This is a genomic window from Shewanella oneidensis MR-1 (assembly GCF_000146165.2).
Lineage (GTDB): Bacteria > Pseudomonadota > Gammaproteobacteria > Enterobacterales > Shewanellaceae > Shewanella > Shewanella oneidensis.
Genome location: NC_004347.2, coordinates 3,146,362 through 3,164,419, shown reverse-complemented (window position 1 = coordinate 3,164,419; position 18,058 = coordinate 3,146,362). Strand labels below are relative to the sequence as shown.

Sequence of the window (18,058 nt, the reverse complement as noted above, 5' to 3'; positions counted from 1 at the left end):
GTCTGCTTTATCATTTACCTATTTGCTGTTATTCCCGCCTTCCCCTTTTAAATTCAATTTTCCTTTGTTAGCTTGTTCTACATAAAGATAATATTTTCAAACGATGATTTACGATAATCGTGGCATTTAACGCATCAATTGGGTTAGCGAAATAGATGGGAGTTGTTGATGGATCACCAAATGGAAGACTTATTAGAGCATTGGCTACCACTCGCAGACGATGCTTGGGTGCTTGCGGTGATCACCCATATTCAAGGTTCATCCTACCGTAAACCTGGTGCCATGATGTTATTCCACGAATTTGGTCAAGGCGCAGGCATATTAAGTGGCGGTTGTTTAGAAGCGGACCTGCGCCGTCATGCACAAAATGCCATGCTGTCGCATCAGATTGGCTGTGTCAGCTATGATGCAACGGACGAATCTGATGCCAGCTACCGCTTAGGCTGTGGTGGTAAAGTCGATATCATGTTGATACCACTACTTAAAGAGAATCACGATCTTGGCCTAGTCGATATAGTGCAGGCGTTTCGCAAGGGGCAATCAGGGTTTTACCAATTGCCCTTAGTGCCCGCGGGAAGTGATGCTCGCAGTTACTCCGCGCAGTTTTATTCTTCTGAAAATGTGCCATTTGCTACGGCAGATTTTGCTAAAGCTGGCGTATTAAGTCAGCCATCAGGAGATACATTGATCATCCCCATAAGACCGCGGTTTCATTTAGGGATTTTTGGTGGTGGAATAGATGCTAAACCTGTAGCCGCGATTGCCCACAGTTTAGGGTGGCAGGTGAGTGTGTTTGATAGTCGTACCGCTTACGCGAGAACGGCGGATTTCCCCCATGCCCATATCGTCAAACAAAGCCCAGATGATGCCGCAGCCCTTATCGCAAACTTAGATTGCGCTGTGGTGATGCATCATAACCTGACCTTAGATGCGGCGGCATTAAAGGTGATTCAACCTTTTGCTCTAAAGTATGTTGCACTTTTAGGGCCAGCCCATCGGCGGGATAAAGTGCTCAGCATCGCTGCACTTAATGTTGATTCATTTAGCGGATTTTTCTCTGCGCCCGCGGGTCTTGCCCTTGGTGGTGAATTACCGAGCGCGATTGCCTTAAGTATATTAGCGCAATGCCATGGGGTACTTCATGGCGCGGCGTTTTCCACGCTCGATGGCATGATGCCTTAATGCAAAGCAGGCAAAGATTGCTCATTTCCGTGCTCGCGGCGGGCGAAAGTCGGCGTTTTCAGGGGGCAAAGCTGGCGCAAAGTTTAGCTACGTCCACCAGTGAAGATCGCGGGCAAAGCCTATTGCAGCGCCATATTGCGTGTTTGGCTAATTTCATCGTATCACCAAACGACAGACGAGAATCCTTAGGTGCATTAGATGCCGAACTGCTGGTGGTGATCGGTGCCCATCAAACATTATTACGCCCACAACTTGAAGCCCTCGGGGCGGTAAAGCTGACGTTGCTTGATAATCCTCACTGGCGAACGGGTTTGGCGTCGTCACTCGGGGTCGCGGCGGCTTATGCAAAAGTACATCAGTTTGATGGCATGTTACTCACCTTAGCAGATCAAGTGGCGCTGACATTGAATGACTATCGGCAATTGATTGAGACTTGGCAAAACTGCCGCAAGTCTGTTGCCGCCCACTATTCGAGTCAAATCGGAGAGTTGGATGAATTAGGCGCGCCTGCTATTTTTAATGCCTCAATACTCGATTCATTAACGGATTTGACTGGTGATCGCGGTGCTAAATCCATCTTAAAACAACTGGCATATGTGGGTGAGCTAGAGGCCGTTGCGCTACCTAATGCTGCGATTGATATTGATACTAAAGCCGATCTTGCGTTGTGGTTGGCACTTAAGGAGTGAGTTATGGCAATACCATCCTCGGCGGCGAAGGACAAAAGTCTGACAACGCCATCCCTAAACCTGACCATTAACGGCAGATCGTTTACCTTAAATGCGGATCCCAATATGCCCATCCTCTGGGCGTTACGGGATATTTTAGGCTTAACTGGCACTAAGTATGGCTGCGGCGCTGGGCTCTGTGGTGCTTGTACTGTGCATGTAGATGGCCAGCCAGTGCGGGCTTGTTTAACCAGCGTGTCGCAGGCGCAAGGTAAGCAGTTAACCACGATTGAAGGGCTGGATAATCAAAAGCTTAAAAATGCTTGGGCTGAGCACAATGTGCCCCAGTGTGGTTATTGTCAGGCGGGGCAACTAATGTCGGCAGCGGCCTTAGTCACTCAGCATCCAAAACCGTCGGCTGAACAAATAGATGCTGCTATGTCGGGCAATTTGTGTCGCTGCGGTACCTATCCTCGCATCAAAGCAGCGCTGCAAAGCTATGCCAAGCAGGAGGGCTAAGATGAGTACATTCACCGCAGTTGAAAATATCAGTCGCCGCGATGTGCTAAAACTCTTCGGCGCAGTTGGAGGCGGCCTCGCACTTGGGGCGAGTGGCTTAAGTTGGAGCCCAATGGCATTGGCACAGGACCAACAGGCGCGGCTCAATCTATTTATTGCCATCGGTGAGGATGACAAGGTCTATTTGACCTGCCACCGCTCTGAGATGGGGCAGGGGATCCGCACCGGCATTTTGCAAATCTTGGCCGAGGAGCTTGAGGCCGATTGGGATAAAATCGTGCCGATACAAGGACTCGCTGACAAACGCTACGCCAGTCAAAATACCGATGGCAGCCGTAGTATCCGCGAAAACTATGACCGCATGCGTGAGATGGGGGCGATGGCCCGTACTATGCTTGAGCAAGCCGCAGCTGCCCGTTGGAAAGTCCCCGTGACTGAAGTGCAGGCCAAAGATCATAAAGTCATGCATGCCAAATCTGGCCGCTCTGCCCGTTTTGGCGAGTTGGCCCTCGATGCGGCTGCGTTACCATTGCCTGCAGCCGATTCGCTGCGATTAAAAGCCGTTAAGGATTTCAAGCAAATCGGAGCGTCGCGTCAAATCGTCGATATGCAGGCCATGCTCACGGGGAAAGCTGTCTATGGCTATGATATTCAAGTGGATAACATGCTTTATGCCAGCATTGTTCGCCCACCCGTGTTGGGGAGTGATGTGGCAAGTCTTGATGATACCGCGGCGCGTAAGGTGCAAGGTGTGGTTGATGTGTACCGTTTGCCTACGCCCAAGGGCGCTCCCGCCTTTCAGGCCTTAGGTGGCGTTGCTGTGGTAGCCACTAACACTTGGAGTGCGCTACAGGGGCGAAAAGCGCTAAAAGTCACTTGGACTCAGTCTGCCAACAGCAGCCACGATTCTAAAACCTATCTGCAAGAGCTGGTGGACAAGGTACAAGCCCCTGGAAAAGTAGTTCGTCAAGTTGGCGATGAGGTCAAAGCGTGGCCAGAGGCAAATACCCTTAAAGCAATTTATACCGTACCTTACCTTATCCATTCCTCCATTGAGCCGCCTGTGGCGACGGCCAATGTGACCGAGAAGGGCTGCGAAATTTGGGCGTCAACCCAGACTCCACAAAGCACCCAGCAAAATGTGGCCGCGGCCTTAGGTATCGCCGAAGATGCGGTCAAAGTGAATGTGACCCTGCTGGGCGGCGGCTTTGGGCGTAAGTCCAAACCGGATTTCAGTGTCGAGGCAGCATTACTCTCCAAGCAGCTCAAGCGGCCGGTGAAGGTCAGTTGGAGCCGTGAGGATGAAATCCAAAACGGTTATTACCATGCCATTAGTGCCCAATGTTATCAGGCCTTGTTCGATACCAATAACCAGCCTACGGCGCTACTGGCGCGTACGGGATTCCCGTCGATCAGCTCCACTTTTGCTGAAGGGGTGGAATATCCGTCCGATGGGGAGTTGGATTTAGGTTTTGTGGACGTGCCCTTTGCTTTACCGCATTTGCGCTACGAGGCCGTTAAGGCCACCGCCCACAGCCGTATCGGTTGGATGCGATCGGTATGTAATATTCAGCATGGGTTTGGCGTGGGCAGTTTTGTTGATGAAATGGCCCATAAAGCGCAGTTGTCCTGCCCCGATATGTGGCGCAGCTTACTGGGGCAACCAAGGCGAGAGACCTTTGATAATCAAGGCTTTAAATATGGCAACTATGGTGAAGAGTTAACTCGCCATCCCGTCGATATAGGCCGCTACCTCAAGGTGATTGAGGCGGTTGAACAAGCACAGGCCAAGGCACCTAAAGCGGGTAAAAATCAAGGTTGGGGCTTTGCGGTGCACCGCAGTTTTGTGAGTGTGGTTGCGGTGGCGATGCGGGTTGAGGTAAGCGAGGACAAACAGCTTAAAGTGCTCAATGCCATTGCTGCGATTGATGCCGGCACTGTGGTTAACCCTGACAGGGTGAAAGCGCAAACCGAAGGTGCGATTGTGTTTGGTCTAAGCTTAGCCTTGATGGGGGAAATCAGTTACCAAGAGGGTAAAGTGGTACAGTCTAACTTCCATGATTATCCGTTGCTGCGTTTACCCCAAGTGCCTGAGATAGAGATTATTATCATCGACTCGGACGCACCGCCCGCAGGCGTAGGAGAGCCAGGCGTGCCGCCTGTGGCACCTAGCCTAACCAATGCCATATTTGCCGCCACGGGAGTGCGGATCCGAGATCTGCCGGTAAATAAACAGTTAAAGGTGTAATCCGTTTACTGAGCTTTAATGAGCAAAAAAGCGCCTTTTTCGTTTTTTTACCACAAATACATTGCTTGTTTGTAAATTTACGGGCATTAATGCCGAAAATTAGTAATAGATCAGGTTTTTGTTACCAAAAAAGAGGTAATTTAACCAATATGTTTACTCAAGTGATTTAAAGGTATGCGGACTCGCGTACTCATTCATTTGAATCAGTTCCTAGTCGGCCTGTGAGTCAATTATCGATTGCAGATCCCTACTAAAAATTGAATGACACGGAAGTGAAGGGCGCTATAACACCATAATACAGCTGCACCTTGAGAGCATTTGAGTAGTTAACTTCCGTGAAAACAATACAAAGGGGTCATCATGGAAAATCGTTGGCAAGTCGCTATTTCGGCTGGGCTATTAGCCGCAATATGGTGTGGTATCGCAGACACCTTTCATCTGGTTACTTGGATTGGCTTTTTAGGCTGCAGCACGTTTTTTGCTCAGCCCAAGGCGGGCTTTCAGGGCGTGATGATGGCTTGGTGCACCAATCTTTCCGGTGTGTTTTGGGCTTGGCTCATTATCAGCGGCAGTAGTTTCTTCGTTTCCCCTGTGATGGGCTATCTGTTTACCGGTATTGCCACCTCGGCAATGTGCCTGCAAGCCAGTTATCAAAAACTCAGCTTTATTCCTGGCGCGTTTATTGGCTGCTGTATTACCTTTGCCATGGCAGGGGATGTGGTCAATATTGTGCCGCCTTTAGTGTTGGGCGCATTGTTAGGTTTTTGCATGAGCTTATTGACGGCGCAGTTAATCAGCCTTCGCCAAAAATGGTCTGCTGCAACTCGTTCTGAAATCGCCAGCGCAGATTAATCTTCTATCACTTTTGTGCTCGCATGATAGTTGTGCGCTAAAAGAGTGATCGAATAGATGAGCTATAATGCTGATTTAGTACCCGATAGCCTTTAGGTTCTAGGAAATATCAAGATGAAACAAATCCAGTTTCGCACCATTGATGCCATATTGATCAAGTTCAGTCTCAACGGAAAATTTTGGATTGTCTGCTCTATGGTGGCGTTGATCACCGCGACCATTGCACTCGTCAATTACCAGCATGCCCATCGCAACCTTGAGGCCGCTTCTCTTGCTCGGGTGCAGGCGACGGTTGATGCCTTTGCGCAAGTTGCGACTGCACAACAATTAGCGGGTGATAGCCTGTCGCAATTTGCCCGAGAGAATGGGCTGAGCATTGTCCCTCGCCAAACTGAGGCGCAGCGCCAAAGGGATAATGTGACCGCCAGCGCCAGTGTAGCATCTGGCAGTGCGCTCGAGCTGTCGCAAAATGTGTCTCAATGGGAAAGCGATGGTCGCAGCGATGCCAACCTGATGTTTTGGGTGGCGCTCATCGGTTTATTGCCCTTATTCCAGTTAAGCTATTGGATTTAAACCTCCCTCGGCGGTGGTTTATGGGATATGTACATGGTAATCAAACGCTTAGCTGATGGTGATTTGAGTTTTAGATTAAACTTTTTCGGCAGTGATGACTTTAGCTTAATTGCCCGCGAGATTGACCGCTGCGCCGACAATATGAGCGAAATGGTCAGCGCGATCCGCAATAATGCCCAAACACTTTCCCTTGCCGCCGATGAGTTTAATCAGCAGGCTAAAATTAGTGGCGAGTTAATTAGTGCCCAGCATCAATTTTTAGATTCAGTGGCAGTGGCCATGGCACAAATGACTTCGGCCATTGAAGAAGTATCGGTCAATGCCAGTAACACTTCGCAACAGACTAAGGACAACGCCACTCAAATGAACGCCAGCCAAGGACGTATTAGCCATACAGTGGAGAGTATTGGTTTGCTTTCCACAAAAATTGGTGCGGCGTTTTCATCGGTGGAACAGTTATCTAAGGATGCAGCGGCTATCGATGCTGTGGTTACCACCATTAATAGTATTTCAGGGCAGACTAACTTACTGGCACTGAATGCGGCTATTGAAGCGGCGCGCGCAGGTGAGCAAGGCCGAGGCTTTGCGGTGGTTGCCGACGAGGTTCGTACTTTGGCAGGGCGAACCCAGCAGGCAACAGTAGAGATCCAAGCGATGATCGAAGGCTTACAGTCTGGTACTCGTCAGTTATCCAATATCACCACTGAGATTGTGGATCGCGCCGATGAAAGCCGTAGCGCCATTGTTGCCGTGGGCAGCGATGTGGAAGGCATGGCGCAATCAGTGAATGCTGTATTTGATATGAGTAGCCAAATTGCCGCATCGGCGGAAGAACAAAGTGTTGCCGCCCGTGATATCGCCGCTCAACTTAATGAGATACGCCATCAATCCAATACCATTAAACAAACGGCGCAGCGCAGTGTCACCCTAGCACATGATTTACAACATGCTTCGGTTCAGCTTGAAGGCATTTTAAAGCAGTATCGCACCAGCTAAGTGGTTGCTTTTATGTGGATTAGCTCTGTGAATCCTAATTAGTTTTGAATCTCAACGCTCGCTCCCTTGGCAAAGCTTAATAGCCAAACAAAAATGGCGGTTACATCTGATGTACCGCCATTTTTACATCCACAATCGTTAACTTCACTTGGTTTTTAGCATTGCTTGATATGGCTAAACCAGCCATTCTTTATCTCTATACTAGGTTGCGTTAACTATTACTGAATCACATTTTTGCAGGTATTAATCGAAAACCTTCTGCTTACTAAGGTTTAATCTTGAGTTAACGTATTGTAATTTAATGTTAACCTCTACAATGGAGCAAAGTATGACTTTGGTATTAACAAAAAATTCGGTTGGAGAATAGCTGAAGCTAAGGTAGGTTATCAGCCATAAAATAAAGCCCTATCACTGGGGAGACAATTTTGAGCAAGATGCTAAAAGTAAATATGGGAAGAATTGATATATCTGCGAGCTTAGTTAAAGAAACGCTCGATAGCTACCGAGAAGATTTTGTTCGCCTTGTCAGGGATTATGCTCATTTCTCCTATACCCAAGGTGACGCTTATTGTGATTTTTTTGTTGATGTTACTTCGATGATGAATGGTGTTTGGCTATTAACGGCAGATCTAAAGTCTGACTCTATTGAGCCTTTTCAAGAGTTCAATTGGTCCAGTATGTTAAATATTTATGAAGAGTATACGGCAGAGGATGAATTAATCGCACTCTTACAGACGACCTATAAAATCGGCTATCTGTGGTTAATAGAGCAATTGTCATTACTGAAACAGCAAATAGATTTTATTGAACTCAGACTATATCACAATGGCAGTCTTGATTATCAAGCATTGAGCTAATGAAACGTTCATAGTGAACAGTGAAATATTAGTAATTTCTGGAGTGTAACCATGCAACTAATTGAATGTCTTTCTTTGTTTAATCGTAAAGAAAGATTCCACTTAATTTGTCTGTTATTATCTGAACTCTGGGCTTTCAATCTATTTTTTCGGAGCGTATAGATAACAATATCGATCTGCGAAATTAGTCTGACATAGAATTATGAACAATCTTAACGAGTTGGACAATGAATGGTTTATGTGGTGATAATATGAAAAAATTTATATCTCTAATTAGAGGGGAGGGCGTTCAAAATTCTGTGTCAGGCTAATTTTTAAATTTCTAGCACGCTATCTAAACGTCCTTCAAAATAAATCGCTAACTGAGATAAACAAAGGCTCCAATTGTGGATTGGCATAGTCCATTTATCTGAGGCGTTTAATATGCCTGCGTAAAGTAGCTTCAACAAGCTATTTTCATTAGGAAATGCACCTTTGGTTTTGGTGAGCTTTCTAAATTGGCGATGTACAGCCTCAACCGCATTGGTCGTGTAAATCACTTTCCTGATATGTTCTGGGTACTTAAAATAATGGGACAAATTATGCCATTTGCGACGCCAAGAGTTGATTACCAACGGATAAGCATCACCCCATTTGGCCTCCAGTTCGTCCAATGCCATCTCTGCGGCTTCTTTACTCACGGCTCGATACACAGGCTTTAAATCAGCCATAAACGCTTTCTGATTTTTTGAGGCGACATACTTCATTGAGTTGCGGATCTGGTGGATAACGCATAGCTGTGTTTCCGTATGAGGGAAGATACTGGCTATGGCCTCAGGGAAACCGGTCAAGCCGTCAACACAGGCGATAAGAATATCTTTTACACCACGATTATTAAGATCGGTCAGTACGGATAGCCAGTAATTAGCGCCTTCATTTTCGGACAAGTGAAGCCCCAAAATTTCCTTTTTTCCTTTCATATTAAGCGCTAACAATGTGTAAACGGCTTTACTGACGTAACGCCCATCCTCTTTGACTTTATAATGTATCGCATCAAGCCAAACGATAGGATAATGGCTATCTAATGGGCGCTGCTGCCACGCTTTAAGTTCGGGGATGAGTTTATCAGTGATAGCACTGACTGTTGCGTTAGACACATTGAGCCCATACATATCTTCAACATGTTGATTAATATCGCGATAGCTCATACCTATACTGAACATCGATAACACTTTACGTTCGATTTCATCGGTTAGTGTAGTTTGATTTTTCTTAATCAACTGAGGCTCAAAGGTGCCATTGCGGTCTCTAGGCGCGTCTAACTCAAAGTTACCGGACGGATGCTTAATGGTCTTAGGGGTTTTGCCATTTTTACGATTAGGCTGAGGATCATGCGCTAAATGCTGCTCAAGCTCAGCTTGGAGAGCCGCTTCAGTGAGTTGCTTGATCAGTGGGCCAAGAATGCTGTCTTTACCTGTGAGGCTTTTACCTGATTGCAGATCTTTAAGGGCTTGTTCGAAGTTAAAAGGTTGGGTCATATGTCATTCCTGTTTTTGAATATTTTACTGAAATGACACAGAATTATGAACACTACCTCAGCTCGCCCACGATATGTACTTTTTATTATCTCCCTCAACCCAGATATCAGTCTTTATCGGTAAAATCTCGTTTTTAATACAAAAGCTTTGAATCTCATTAAGTAAAAATGGTAGTTTACTTAGTTATTTTAATGATTAATCGACTGCATTGAACCTACCCCGTACCTACGTTATGGGAACGGGTTCGGATGATACAGTGCAGTTTAAAGGAATAAACATGAACTTTCTTGAAGCGTCTTGGGAAGAAAGAGAAGTCACAGCATATAAAGCAATATTGGGTGACACTGGGCTGGGGATTTTTCCGCTATCCCATGAGCTATTTAAGCGCATGAGTGCAAGCGGTATCAATCCTCGCTGGCTAACCCATGGTGTTTTTAAATCTCCCCCCAATGGCAACAGAAGTACATGGGCATATATCACCTCGGGGATGTCTAATCCTTGGGAAACCAACGAACCCGAGGAGCACTCTGGTCTTGGTGTCGAATTCATTATAGAAACAGAGAAAGAGGAAACGTGGGCAGTTGAAGTTCTACAAATGCTCATGGCCTATAACTTATTACTCGCAGCAGGACAGATGGGAGATTTCCCCTTGCTGGGTGATGGCGATCGAGTACCGCTCGCCTTGTCTGACGCCATTCGCACTATGATGTTTACCCAGCCAGTTTCATTTCCGCACTGTTTTAGCCTCAAATCGGGCCGCGTCGATTTATTGCAAGTGGTCGGCATCACGCCTGCTGAATTACAAGTCGCAAAACAAACCTCATCGGATAAAATTCGCACTCAACTCATCAGCAAGTTAGGCAGTCTAGTGACCAGCAAAGAACGAGAAAGTGTTGTGTAAAAAGCACACGTTATCGACATTTAATGGCCACGTGAGCCCCAGCAAGAACCGACCGATTAGAGTGAACCCCTAGAAGGTGTACTGGTCAACCCAAACTGGACACTTTTACTTGAGAATTCTCAAACTCTACAGGTGACAGATCGTCATTAGCAGAATGAAGCCGCTCCAAGTTGTAATATTTCATGTAAGCCGTCACATCTTGCTTCATAAACTCCCTTGTTGGTTGAGCAACTTTAAAAATCCAATTGTGTTTCAAGCTACCAAAGAAACGCTCAACAACGGCATTATCCCAACACGCACCCACATCACCCATGCTAGCTCGTAAAACATGGACACCCATCCTTAATGGCGCGGTAGTTAACCTCCAACTATGCTTTGGTTAAGCATTAAACATGGAGGTTTTTATGCCCCGTCCTCGCCGAACTCAAATAAGTCTTGAAGACACGCCTTATTACCATTGCTATAGTCGCGTGGTGCGGCGTGCATTTTTATGTGGCGATGATACCTATTCGGGTAAAAACTATGACCATCGCCGCACTTGGGTTGAGTCATTATTATTTGAACTTGAAGCCATTTTTGCTATTGATGTGGCAGCGTTTGCGGTTATGTCGAATCATCTGCATCTGGTGCTTAGGGTCGATATAGACAGTGCCAATCGTTGGACTGACCGCGAAGTACTTGAGCAATGGCATAAGTTGTTTAAAGGCGATGAATTAACGCAAAAATTCGCCAAAGGTGAGTTAGTTGAAGCCTATGAGGTCAGCAGATTAAAGCATTCAATTGCCATTTATCGCAGTCGTTTGTGTGATATTTCATGGTTTATGCGCTGCTTAAATGAACCTATCGCAAGGCAAGCAAATCAAGAAGATAACTGTACAGGTCGCTTCTGGGAAGGACGGTTTAAATCCCAGGCCTTGCTGGATGAAGCCGCCGAGTTAGCCTGCGCGAAAATTGGACACCCAGCCTTAATGGCGCTGCCGTTAGCCTCCTACTATGCTTAGGTTAAGCATTGAACAAGGAGGTTTGTATGCCGCGCCCTCGCAGAACCCAGATAAGTCTTGAAGACACTCCCTTTTACCATTGCTGTAGCCGCGTGGTTCGGCGGGCTTTTTTATGTGGCGATGATAGTTACTCGGGTAAAAACTATGACCATCGCCGCGCTTGGGTGGAGTCATTATTGTTTGAACTTGAAGCAGTTTTTGCCATCGATATCGCAGCATTTGCGGTGATGTCGAATCATCTGCATGTGGTGTTGCGGGTGGATATCGAGACTGTCAATTGTTGGACTGACCGCGAAGTCCTTGAGCAGTGGCATAAGTTGTTTAAGGGCGATGAATTAACGCAAAAATTCGTAAGAGGTGAGTTAGTTGAAGCCCATGAGGTCAACAGATTAAAGCATTCAATTGCCCTTTATCGCAGTCGTTTGTGTGATATTTCATGGTTTATGCGTTGCCTCAATGAACCTATCGCAAGACAAGCAAATCAAGAGGATAACTGCACTGGGCGTTTTTGGGAAGGTCGCTTTAAGTCACAAGCCCTACTCGATGACGCCGCTGTATTAGCTTGTATGACTTACGTCGATTTGAATCCCATTAGAGCGCAACTGGCTGATACACCAGAACAATCCGACCATACCAGTATTCAACTGCGTATTCGGGCCGCATTAAAAGGTGAGCAGCCGAGCAATCTACTGCCTTTTATTGGGAACGAGTGCGACAACCAACCCAATGGCATTGGGTTTTCCTTAACGGATTACCTTCAATTGGTAGATGATACTGGCCGAATTATTCGCAACGATAAACGTGGATACATCAGTGAAAATAGCGCCAAGATACTGACAAGATTAAATATCCCCCATGACAATTGGCTCAAGCTAACCACCGAGTTTGGCAAACTATTTCACGGTCCAGTAGGCACATTACAAGAACTGAGCGATTACTGCGAACATCTTGAAAAGCGACGACGGCACTTTGCGTCAAGCTGCCAGCACTTTAACAGTAACTGACAGCGACTTATATCACTTCGAAAGCAATCCTTGCCGAGCACCTCCCAAGCACTATGGGATGACTTACCTTGCCTGAAATACACTATTTTTGAAGGAATTAGCTCAATCTATTACCTCAGATGCAGTCTCAACGACTTTTGATGACTCTCATTCAAATCATTTGAGCTAAATAGCTGTTCCAAATAGTAGATCAAAGGAAGGGAACTCAGTCCTGTTTGAGCGATCTGATCTATCGCCAAACAAACCCACCACTCGCCGAGGACTGAGAATGGCCATCTTACCACCACTTTGTCGCGCAGAGCGCAAACAACTACAGAAATTGCTCCATAAAACCAAGGATAAGCATTTCGCCCGACGTCTTATCGCTATGCTGATGCTGCATCAAGGGCAGTCGATTACCGACGTTCATCATGCTACTGGTGCTGCACGCTCCAGTATTGGTCGTTGGTTAGCTTGGTACACCGAAAGCGGCGTTGATGGGCTTAAATCCCTGACGCTGGGACGGCCAGCAATCTTACCCATAGACCCCATATTGCTCTGTCTATCTTTGCTTATTCAGCTATGCCCACAGGACTTTGGCTATCAACGTAGCCGCTGGAGCAGCGAACTGCTTGCCATGGTGATTAATGCACAGCTTAAACTCAGCATCGCTGCATCAACCGTCCGTCGATTACTACCCAAGGCGGGAATTGTCTGGCGCCGCTCAGCTCCGACATTGCGTATCAAAGACCCACACCAAGATGAGAAAATGGCCGAGATAAATCAGGCTCTTGAGCAGTGTTGCGTCGAACATCCGGTTTTCTATGAAGATGAAGTGGACATCGACTTGAACCCAAAAATCGGGGCAGATTGGATGCCAAAAGGTCAGCAAAAACGCGTTGTCACCCCAGGCAACAACCGTAAGCATTACATAGCAGGAGCCCTGCATGCCAGCACCGGAAAAGTGCTTTATGTGAGCAGCGATAGCAAAGCGTCAGAGCTGTTTATTGCCATGTTGGAGAAGCTTAAGCGTCATTACCGCAAAGCCAAAACCATCACGCTCATCCTAGACAATTACATTATTCATAAGAGCCGTAAGACCGTTGCTTGGCTCAAGCACAACCCCAAATTCAGATTATTGTTTCAACCGGTATACTCGCCGTGGGTCAACAAGATAGAGCGCTTGTGGCTCGCACTGCATGAAACGGTAACCCGCAATCACGCTTGCAGGAACATGCGGGAACTGCTTGGCATGGTATGGCATTTTATGGGAACCGTTTCCCCATTTCCTGGCTCCGGACACGGCACCGCGAAAATGTAGCAGTATTCGGATCAGCTATTTAGAGCTGGTTGCAGGCAAACCGAAAGTGCATTATGTTGTTGATTTAAAATTGGTGGCTGGATTTATTGTTATATGGGATAACTTACCTCATCTGAAATACACCATTTTTTAATGAATTAGTGCTATTTTTTGCCTCAGAAGCTGCCCCTACAGCTTTTGATGACTCTCATTTAAGCCGTATTAGCCAGAGCAGGTTGTAGGCAAACTGAAAGTGCATTATGTTGTTGATTTAAAATGGATGGCCGGATTTATTGTTGCTAGATGCTGTCCTAGCGATTGTTGATTACTTTCATTCAAACCATTTGAGCCCGAGCAGTTTTATGCAAACTGAAAGTACATTATGTTGTTGATTTAAATTGGGTGGCCGGATTTATTATGTTTGATGACTCTCATTTAAGCCATATTAGCCAGAGCAGGTTGTATGCAAATCGAAAGTGCATTATGTTGTTGATTTAAAATGGGTGGCTGGATTTATTGTGTTATGAAGGAGATTAGATGATGCGTTACTCAAATAGTCAAATAGGGTATCCTTTTTTTATAATTTGTTTCTTTACTTTGATATTTGTTTTTGCAGTTAATAAATTCGGCTTGCAAGAGTTCAAAGGTGAAAACGATTTTATAATATTAATATTAAGTGTTGCACTTTTAATGACCTTTAGGTTAAGAGTGAGTATCGAAGATAAACAACTTACTCTAAGTTACGGAATTGGTTTATTTAAAAAGAGATTTGATCTTTCAGATGTTAACAATGTGTCTATAGTAAGAAATAAGTGGTACTGTGGTTGGGGAGTGCGAATTTCATCTGAAGGAACTATATATAATATATCAGGTTTCGAAGGTGTTAAAATTGACTTCCGCTCAGGTGTTTCAATCGTAGTTGGAACTAATAAGCCACTCGAACTATATCAAGCACTTAAAAATTTTACCTCCTAATGTATCGCTGCTAGTGAAAAGCACTATTGTTAAAGTGCTTTTCACTGTTTAGTTCCCGCATATGCATGCAACTAGCACGGTAGTGTTCAAATTTCTGTGTCATTTCTTTAAGCTATACCCAAAAGAGATGATTTATGACCATACCTACTTTTGATATCAATGCTGCAATTCAAGTACTACGTGAAGGTAAATATCTCACCGGCAAAGATGGCATCTTAACCCCTTTGATTAAGCCACTCACTGAATCGACGTTGGCGGCAGAGCTGGATAACCACTTAGCTGGCACTGAAGGCGCCAATCGTAAAAACGGTAAAACCACTAAAACGGAGGCTGTTCATAATTCTGTGTCAGGTAATATTCATCGTGTCGTCGAGCGAATACCATAGCTTGCCTATGGAGCTTGTACTTAACGTACTCACTCCCAAGCAAAAACATCGGCCTAGGCCGATGTTTTTCTATCGATTAAAGAAGTTGCTCGAGCGAGTTAGGCTTCTTTAAAGGTGCTCCAAATTGGCGCGTGATCTGAGGGTTTATCGATACCGCGCAGCTCGTAATCGACGTCGGATTCGACTAAACGTGCGGCCAGTGACGGCGTGGCTAAGATCACATCGATGCGTAGGCCGCGGTTATCATCGAAGCCTTTGCTGCGGTAATCAAACCATGAATAACGCTCGCTACGGTCGGGGTGCAGTTGACGGAAGGTATCCACCAATCCCCAATCCTGCAAGGTTTTGAGCCATTCACGTTCTTCGGGTTGGAAGCTGCATTTACCGGTTTTTAGCCAACGTTTGCGGTTGACTTCACCGATGCCGATATCCAAATCGATGGGCGAAATATTGATGTCCCCAATGATGGCGATGTCTTCGTCATTGCTATGATTAGCGTGCAAATGCGCCATTAAGTCCTGATAAAACTTACGCTTAGCAGGGTACTTAGTGGGATGGTCAATACTTTCGCCCTGAGGGAAATAACCATTCAACACAGTTAACGGACGGCCGTTGGCCTGAGCAAAGGTGCCGATAATCATGCGGCGCTGCGCATCTTCTTCATCGGTTGCAAAACCCTTTTGCACCTTAAGTGGGGCGACTTTGGAGAGCATGGCTACGCCATAGTGCGCCTTGCCACCGTGGTAATGTACGTGATAGCCCATGGCCTCGACTTCGGCGAGCGGGAAGGCTTCATCGTGCACTTTGGTTTCTTGCAGACCGATAATATCGGGCTGATGGCTGTCGATTAACGCCTGCAATTGATGCAGGCGAGAACGCAATCCATTGATATTGAAAGAAACGATTTTCATTAGGGTAGAACTCGTTTAAAGGGTTTTACCACAACGCTTTGATATACACCTGCGGCGAAGTAAGGGTCAGCATCCGCCCAGGCTTGAGCTGTGGCTAACGAATCGAAATCCGCGACGACTAATGAGCCGCTAAAACCCGCATCACCTGGGTTTTCACTATCGATAGCGGGGTGTGGACCTGCAACCAGCAAGCGACCTTCATCGGCCAGTTCCTGTAAGCGTGCTAAATGCGCAGGACGCGCTGCTAAACGTTTTTCTAAGCTGTTTTCAACATCTTGAGCTGAAATCATATACCACATTATTTGAGTTCCTTGCGTTGATCTTCGGGAAGATGTTTATAAAGGTAAAAGACGGTGATAACGGTATTAATCAGGGTTAAGGCGGTGAGGCCAAATACTTTAAAGTTCACCCAGGTTTCTAACGGCAGACTAAAGGCGACATAGATATTGACTAGGCCACAGATGGCAAAAAAGCTCACCCAATACCAAGTTACATGCGCCCAAATATTATCGGCAACCTTCATCTCTTTACCCAACATCGACTTTAAAATTGACTTGTTGAGTAACTGACTCACGCCGAGCGCTAACGCAAATAACGCATAAATAATGGTGACTTTCCACTTAATAAAGGCATCGTCATGGAACACTAAGGTGAGCGTGCCAAACACTGTCACCATAGCGAAGGTAATCAGGTGCATTTTCTCGAGTTTTTTGTATAGCGCGTAGGTCACGACCAATTGCAGTGCCGTAGCAGCGATTAAAGCACCACTGGCGATATAAATATCGAAAAACTTATAGACGGCAAAAAAGATAACGAGGGGTAGAAAATCAAGCAGTTGTTTCATAAATAATCGGGTTTAGAAGACTTGAGCCTGAGTGTAGCATGGGGGGCGAGAGGGAAAAAGCCGTGAGAGGGCTCCGATTGCGATCTGTGGCATGAAACCCGCGCAATCTTATGTGAACTCGCACGTTTGTTGCGCATCTGCTGTGTCGATATCGCTTAACCTTGTGCGGCCCGACGTGCTTGGGCGCGAGCAACTAATGGGCAATCACCGCATTGATGGCTGTTGGCTAGTTGATTTCGCAAGCAGCAAACCCGGCGAATACACCCTGAGCTTGGCTCGCAAGCGGGAGTAAGATTAATGCTGTTATAAAGTGGATTTACAGTGCCATCGGCAAAGGTACTTGTTTGAAACAGTCGTTGCGTTAACTGATTAAACTGCTGCATAGGCAGTGCCATTTCACCCAAATACCAGTGAATAAGATAACCTAAATGGCTCCAATAAAGCTTTGGCGGCGCAGGGCTTAAACAGGTTAATCGCTCAACACTTGGCGCTAGATTAGTTTGAATAAATTGGATAATTCGCCGCTCTACCAGCCGTTCATCCTGTAATGGTGATTGGTTATTGCAGGTTAATAATAAGCCGCGAGTTTGATTAGGCTGCAGTAACTTGTACTCAGATTTATTGGGTGTTGGGATTGGTCGATTCGTCCGATTAAGGAAAAACTCAACGTTTGCAACTCGACCTGAATCGTGGGGATGAATAAAAAATTGCCGGGGGAATAAATCCATTTCTTCAATAGATTTAGCCATCTGCATTGAGGTTGTCACCTGAAAAATCCATTCAAGCATCGGCGGCACTAACCGTCCAAAATACCATTGTCCCCAAAGTGAGTGCAGGGCTTTGGAGCTGCGACTATGGCAAAGCAAGGTTTTAGCATTTGCTGTTTGCTGCGTGGCGGATGTTTTCGCCGCGGTCAATGGTGGATAAGCCTTGGCAAAATTCAGTAATAGCTGCTGATACACGGCTGGCTGACTCCAAGAGTCAAAACTGAGTCCTTGGGGTTTGGTCGTGGCTACAAAATGCTGGGCATAAAAGGGAGCCCGCTGCGATAGTCGCTGATTAAATTGCTGTGCGACGTGGTTTAAATCCATTTGGTTCAAAGCTGATTGAGTCAAATGCGTTGTCGTTAAATGCGGTGTCGTTAAATGGATTGGTGCTGATTTTACCGAGGCAATATTCGCCGAGTGGATGATTTCAGCGGATTGGATGAGGGTTGGAATCGCTTCTCCTTGGCGCGCCATGATGACTCCTTGTTGGCTGAGGGATGATAAATTGCGGTGAGCTTAGGGGGCTCACCGAACTATTTGGCTGACTTATTCTTTATGAGCAATGGTTTGTTCAAAAA

The 18,058-nt window shown here is 46.1% G+C and carries 15 protein-coding genes and 4 pseudogenes; 13 read left to right on the top strand and 6 right to left on the bottom strand.

What is annotated here, in order from left to right; genetic code table 11:
- Window positions 1–168: 168 nt before the first annotated feature.
- The 7 genes and pseudogenes from SO_RS14155 to SO_RS14125 all read left to right on the top strand — a co-directional run bounded on the left by SO_RS14155 (window position 169) and on the right by SO_RS14125 (window position 7,895).
- Complete coding sequence (locus tag SO_RS14155; protein WP_011072950.1) at window positions 169–1,182, top strand: XdhC family protein; 1,014 nt, start codon at window positions 169–171, stop codon at window positions 1,180–1,182.
- Window positions 1,182–1,871, top strand: coding sequence for a nucleotidyltransferase family protein (locus SO_RS14150; RefSeq protein WP_011072949.1), 690 nt, complete (start codon window positions 1,182–1,184; stop codon window positions 1,869–1,871). Before SO_RS14155 ends, SO_RS14150 begins: the two co-directional genes overlap by 1 nt.
- A gap of 3 nt (window positions 1,872–1,874) precedes the next feature.
- Window positions 1,875–2,369, top strand: coding sequence for a (2Fe-2S)-binding protein (locus SO_RS14145; RefSeq protein ID WP_011072948.1), 495 nt, complete (start codon window positions 1,875–1,877; stop codon window positions 2,367–2,369).
- Window position 2,370: 1 nt separating this feature from the next.
- Window positions 2,371–4,617 (top strand): xanthine dehydrogenase family protein molybdopterin-binding subunit, encoded by a 2,247-nt coding sequence (locus tag SO_RS14140; RefSeq protein ID WP_011072947.1) that lies wholly within the window; start codon window positions 2,371–2,373, stop codon window positions 4,615–4,617.
- Between the two features lie 360 nt (window positions 4,618–4,977).
- The gene (locus SO_RS14135; protein ID WP_011072946.1) at window positions 4,978–5,469 is read left to right on the top strand and encodes a DUF1097 domain-containing protein; all 492 of its coding nucleotides are present in this window, start codon (window positions 4,978–4,980) and stop codon (window positions 5,467–5,469) included.
- A 114-nt stretch (window positions 5,470–5,583) separates the two neighbouring features.
- Window positions 5,584–7,038, top strand: a pseudogene (locus SO_RS14130) (methyl-accepting chemotaxis protein).
- 434 nt (window positions 7,039–7,472) lie between these two features.
- Complete coding sequence (locus SO_RS14125) at window positions 7,473–7,895, top strand: hypothetical protein (RefSeq protein WP_011072945.1); 423 nt, start codon at window positions 7,473–7,475, stop codon at window positions 7,893–7,895.
- A 314-nt stretch (window positions 7,896–8,209) separates the two neighbouring features.
- Here SO_RS14125 and SO_RS14120 read toward each other — a convergent pair whose 3' ends face one another.
- Window positions 8,210–9,412 (bottom strand): IS256-like element ISSod4 family transposase, encoded by a 1,203-nt coding sequence (locus SO_RS14120; protein ID WP_005054087.1) that lies wholly within the window; start codon window positions 9,410–9,412, stop codon window positions 8,210–8,212.
- 277 nt (window positions 9,413–9,689) lie between these two features.
- Here SO_RS14120 and SO_RS14115 point away from each other — a divergent pair, with 277 nt between their 5' ends.
- On the top strand, window positions 9,690–10,313 hold the full coding sequence (locus SO_RS14115) for a suppressor of fused domain protein (RefSeq protein ID WP_011072944.1): 624 nt from the start codon (window positions 9,690–9,692) through the stop codon (window positions 10,311–10,313).
- A gap of 85 nt (window positions 10,314–10,398) precedes the next feature.
- Here SO_RS14115 and SO_RS14110 read toward each other — a convergent pair.
- Window positions 10,399–10,638: pseudogene (locus tag SO_RS14110) on the bottom strand (integrase core domain-containing protein); the annotation flags it as partial.
- A 79-nt stretch (window positions 10,639–10,717) separates the two neighbouring features.
- On the opposite strand from SO_RS14110, the pseudogene SO_RS14105 reads away from it, so the two are divergent.
- The 5 genes and pseudogenes from SO_RS14105 to SO_RS14085 all read left to right on the top strand — a co-directional run.
- Window positions 10,718–11,257 (top strand): annotated as a pseudogene (locus SO_RS14105) (transposase); the annotation flags it as partial.
- Between the two features lie 83 nt (window positions 11,258–11,340).
- Window positions 11,341–12,318 (top strand): transposase, encoded by a 978-nt coding sequence (locus SO_RS14100; RefSeq protein WP_011072943.1) that lies wholly within the window; start codon window positions 11,341–11,343, stop codon window positions 12,316–12,318.
- Between the two features lie 268 nt (window positions 12,319–12,586).
- On the top strand, window positions 12,587–13,618 hold the full coding sequence (locus SO_RS14095; protein ID WP_011072942.1) for an IS630-like element ISSod16 family transposase: 1,032 nt from the start codon (window positions 12,587–12,589) through the stop codon (window positions 13,616–13,618).
- Window positions 13,619–14,134: 516 nt separating this feature from the next.
- Window positions 14,135–14,572, top strand: a complete 438-nt coding sequence (locus SO_RS14090; protein WP_011072941.1) for a hypothetical protein — start codon at window positions 14,135–14,137, stop codon at window positions 14,570–14,572.
- Window positions 14,573–14,706: 134 nt separating this feature from the next.
- A pseudogene (locus SO_RS14085) lies at window positions 14,707–14,898 on the top strand (IS256 family transposase); the annotation flags it as partial.
- A gap of 158 nt (window positions 14,899–15,056) precedes the next feature.
- Here SO_RS14085 and xthA read toward each other — a convergent pair.
- The 4 genes from xthA to fhuF all read right to left on the bottom strand — a co-directional run bounded on the left by xthA (window position 15,057) and on the right by fhuF (window position 17,954).
- On the bottom strand, window positions 15,057–15,869 hold the full coding sequence (xthA, locus tag SO_RS14080; protein WP_011072940.1) for an exodeoxyribonuclease III: 813 nt from the start codon (window positions 15,867–15,869) through the stop codon (window positions 15,057–15,059).
- Complete coding sequence (locus tag SO_RS14075) at window positions 15,869–16,168, bottom strand: YciI family protein (RefSeq protein WP_011072939.1); 300 nt, start codon at window positions 16,166–16,168, stop codon at window positions 15,869–15,871. Before SO_RS14075 ends, xthA begins: the two co-directional genes overlap by 1 nt.
- Window positions 16,168–16,713 (bottom strand): septation protein A, encoded by a 546-nt coding sequence (locus SO_RS14070; RefSeq protein ID WP_011072938.1) that lies wholly within the window; start codon window positions 16,711–16,713, stop codon window positions 16,168–16,170. The genes SO_RS14075 and SO_RS14070 overlap by 1 nt, the downstream gene beginning before the upstream one ends.
- Before the next feature lie 155 nt (window positions 16,714–16,868).
- The gene (gene fhuF / locus SO_RS14065; RefSeq protein ID WP_011072937.1) at window positions 16,869–17,954 is read right to left on the bottom strand and encodes a siderophore-iron reductase FhuF; all 1,086 of its coding nucleotides are present in this window, start codon (window positions 17,952–17,954) and stop codon (window positions 16,869–16,871) included.
- Window positions 17,955–18,058: the final 104 nt, after the last annotated feature.

What these genes read in the sequence shown, in the direction of transcription:
- SO_RS14155 (WP_011072950.1), top strand. Translation starts at nt 169, where the DNA reads ATGGATCACCAAATGGAAGACTTATTAGAGCATTGGCTACCACTCGCA.
- SO_RS14150 (WP_011072949.1), top strand. Translation starts at nt 1,182, where the DNA reads ATGCAAAGCAGGCAAAGATTGCTCATTTCCGTGCTCGCGGCGGGCGAA.
- SO_RS14145 (WP_011072948.1), top strand. Translation starts at nt 1,875, where the DNA reads ATGGCAATACCATCCTCGGCGGCGAAGGACAAAAGTCTGACAACGCCA.
- SO_RS14140 (WP_011072947.1), top strand. Translation starts at nt 2,371, where the DNA reads ATGAGTACATTCACCGCAGTTGAAAATATCAGTCGCCGCGATGTGCTA.
- SO_RS14135 (WP_011072946.1), top strand. Translation starts at nt 4,978, where the DNA reads ATGGAAAATCGTTGGCAAGTCGCTATTTCGGCTGGGCTATTAGCCGCA.
- SO_RS14125 (WP_011072945.1), top strand. Translation starts at nt 7,473, where the DNA reads ATGCTAAAAGTAAATATGGGAAGAATTGATATATCTGCGAGCTTAGTT.
- SO_RS14120 (WP_005054087.1), bottom strand. Translation starts at nt 9,412, where the DNA reads ATGACCCAACCTTTTAACTTCGAACAAGCCCTTAAAGATCTGCAATCA.
- SO_RS14115 (WP_011072944.1), top strand. Translation starts at nt 9,690, where the DNA reads ATGAACTTTCTTGAAGCGTCTTGGGAAGAAAGAGAAGTCACAGCATAT.
- SO_RS14100 (WP_011072943.1), top strand. Translation starts at nt 11,341, where the DNA reads ATGCCGCGCCCTCGCAGAACCCAGATAAGTCTTGAAGACACTCCCTTT.
- SO_RS14095 (WP_011072942.1), top strand. Translation starts at nt 12,587, where the DNA reads ATGGCCATCTTACCACCACTTTGTCGCGCAGAGCGCAAACAACTACAG.
- SO_RS14090 (WP_011072941.1), top strand. Translation starts at nt 14,135, where the DNA reads ATGATGCGTTACTCAAATAGTCAAATAGGGTATCCTTTTTTTATAATT.
- xthA (WP_011072940.1), bottom strand. Translation starts at nt 15,869, where the DNA reads ATGAAAATCGTTTCTTTCAATATCAATGGATTGCGTTCTCGCCTGCAT.
- SO_RS14075 (WP_011072939.1), bottom strand. Translation starts at nt 16,168, where the DNA reads ATGTGGTATATGATTTCAGCTCAAGATGTTGAAAACAGCTTAGAAAAA.
- SO_RS14070 (WP_011072938.1), bottom strand. Translation starts at nt 16,713, where the DNA reads ATGAAACAACTGCTTGATTTTCTACCCCTCGTTATCTTTTTTGCCGTC.
- fhuF (WP_011072937.1), bottom strand. Translation starts at nt 17,954, where the DNA reads ATGGCGCGCCAAGGAGAAGCGATTCCAACCCTCATCCAATCCGCTGAA.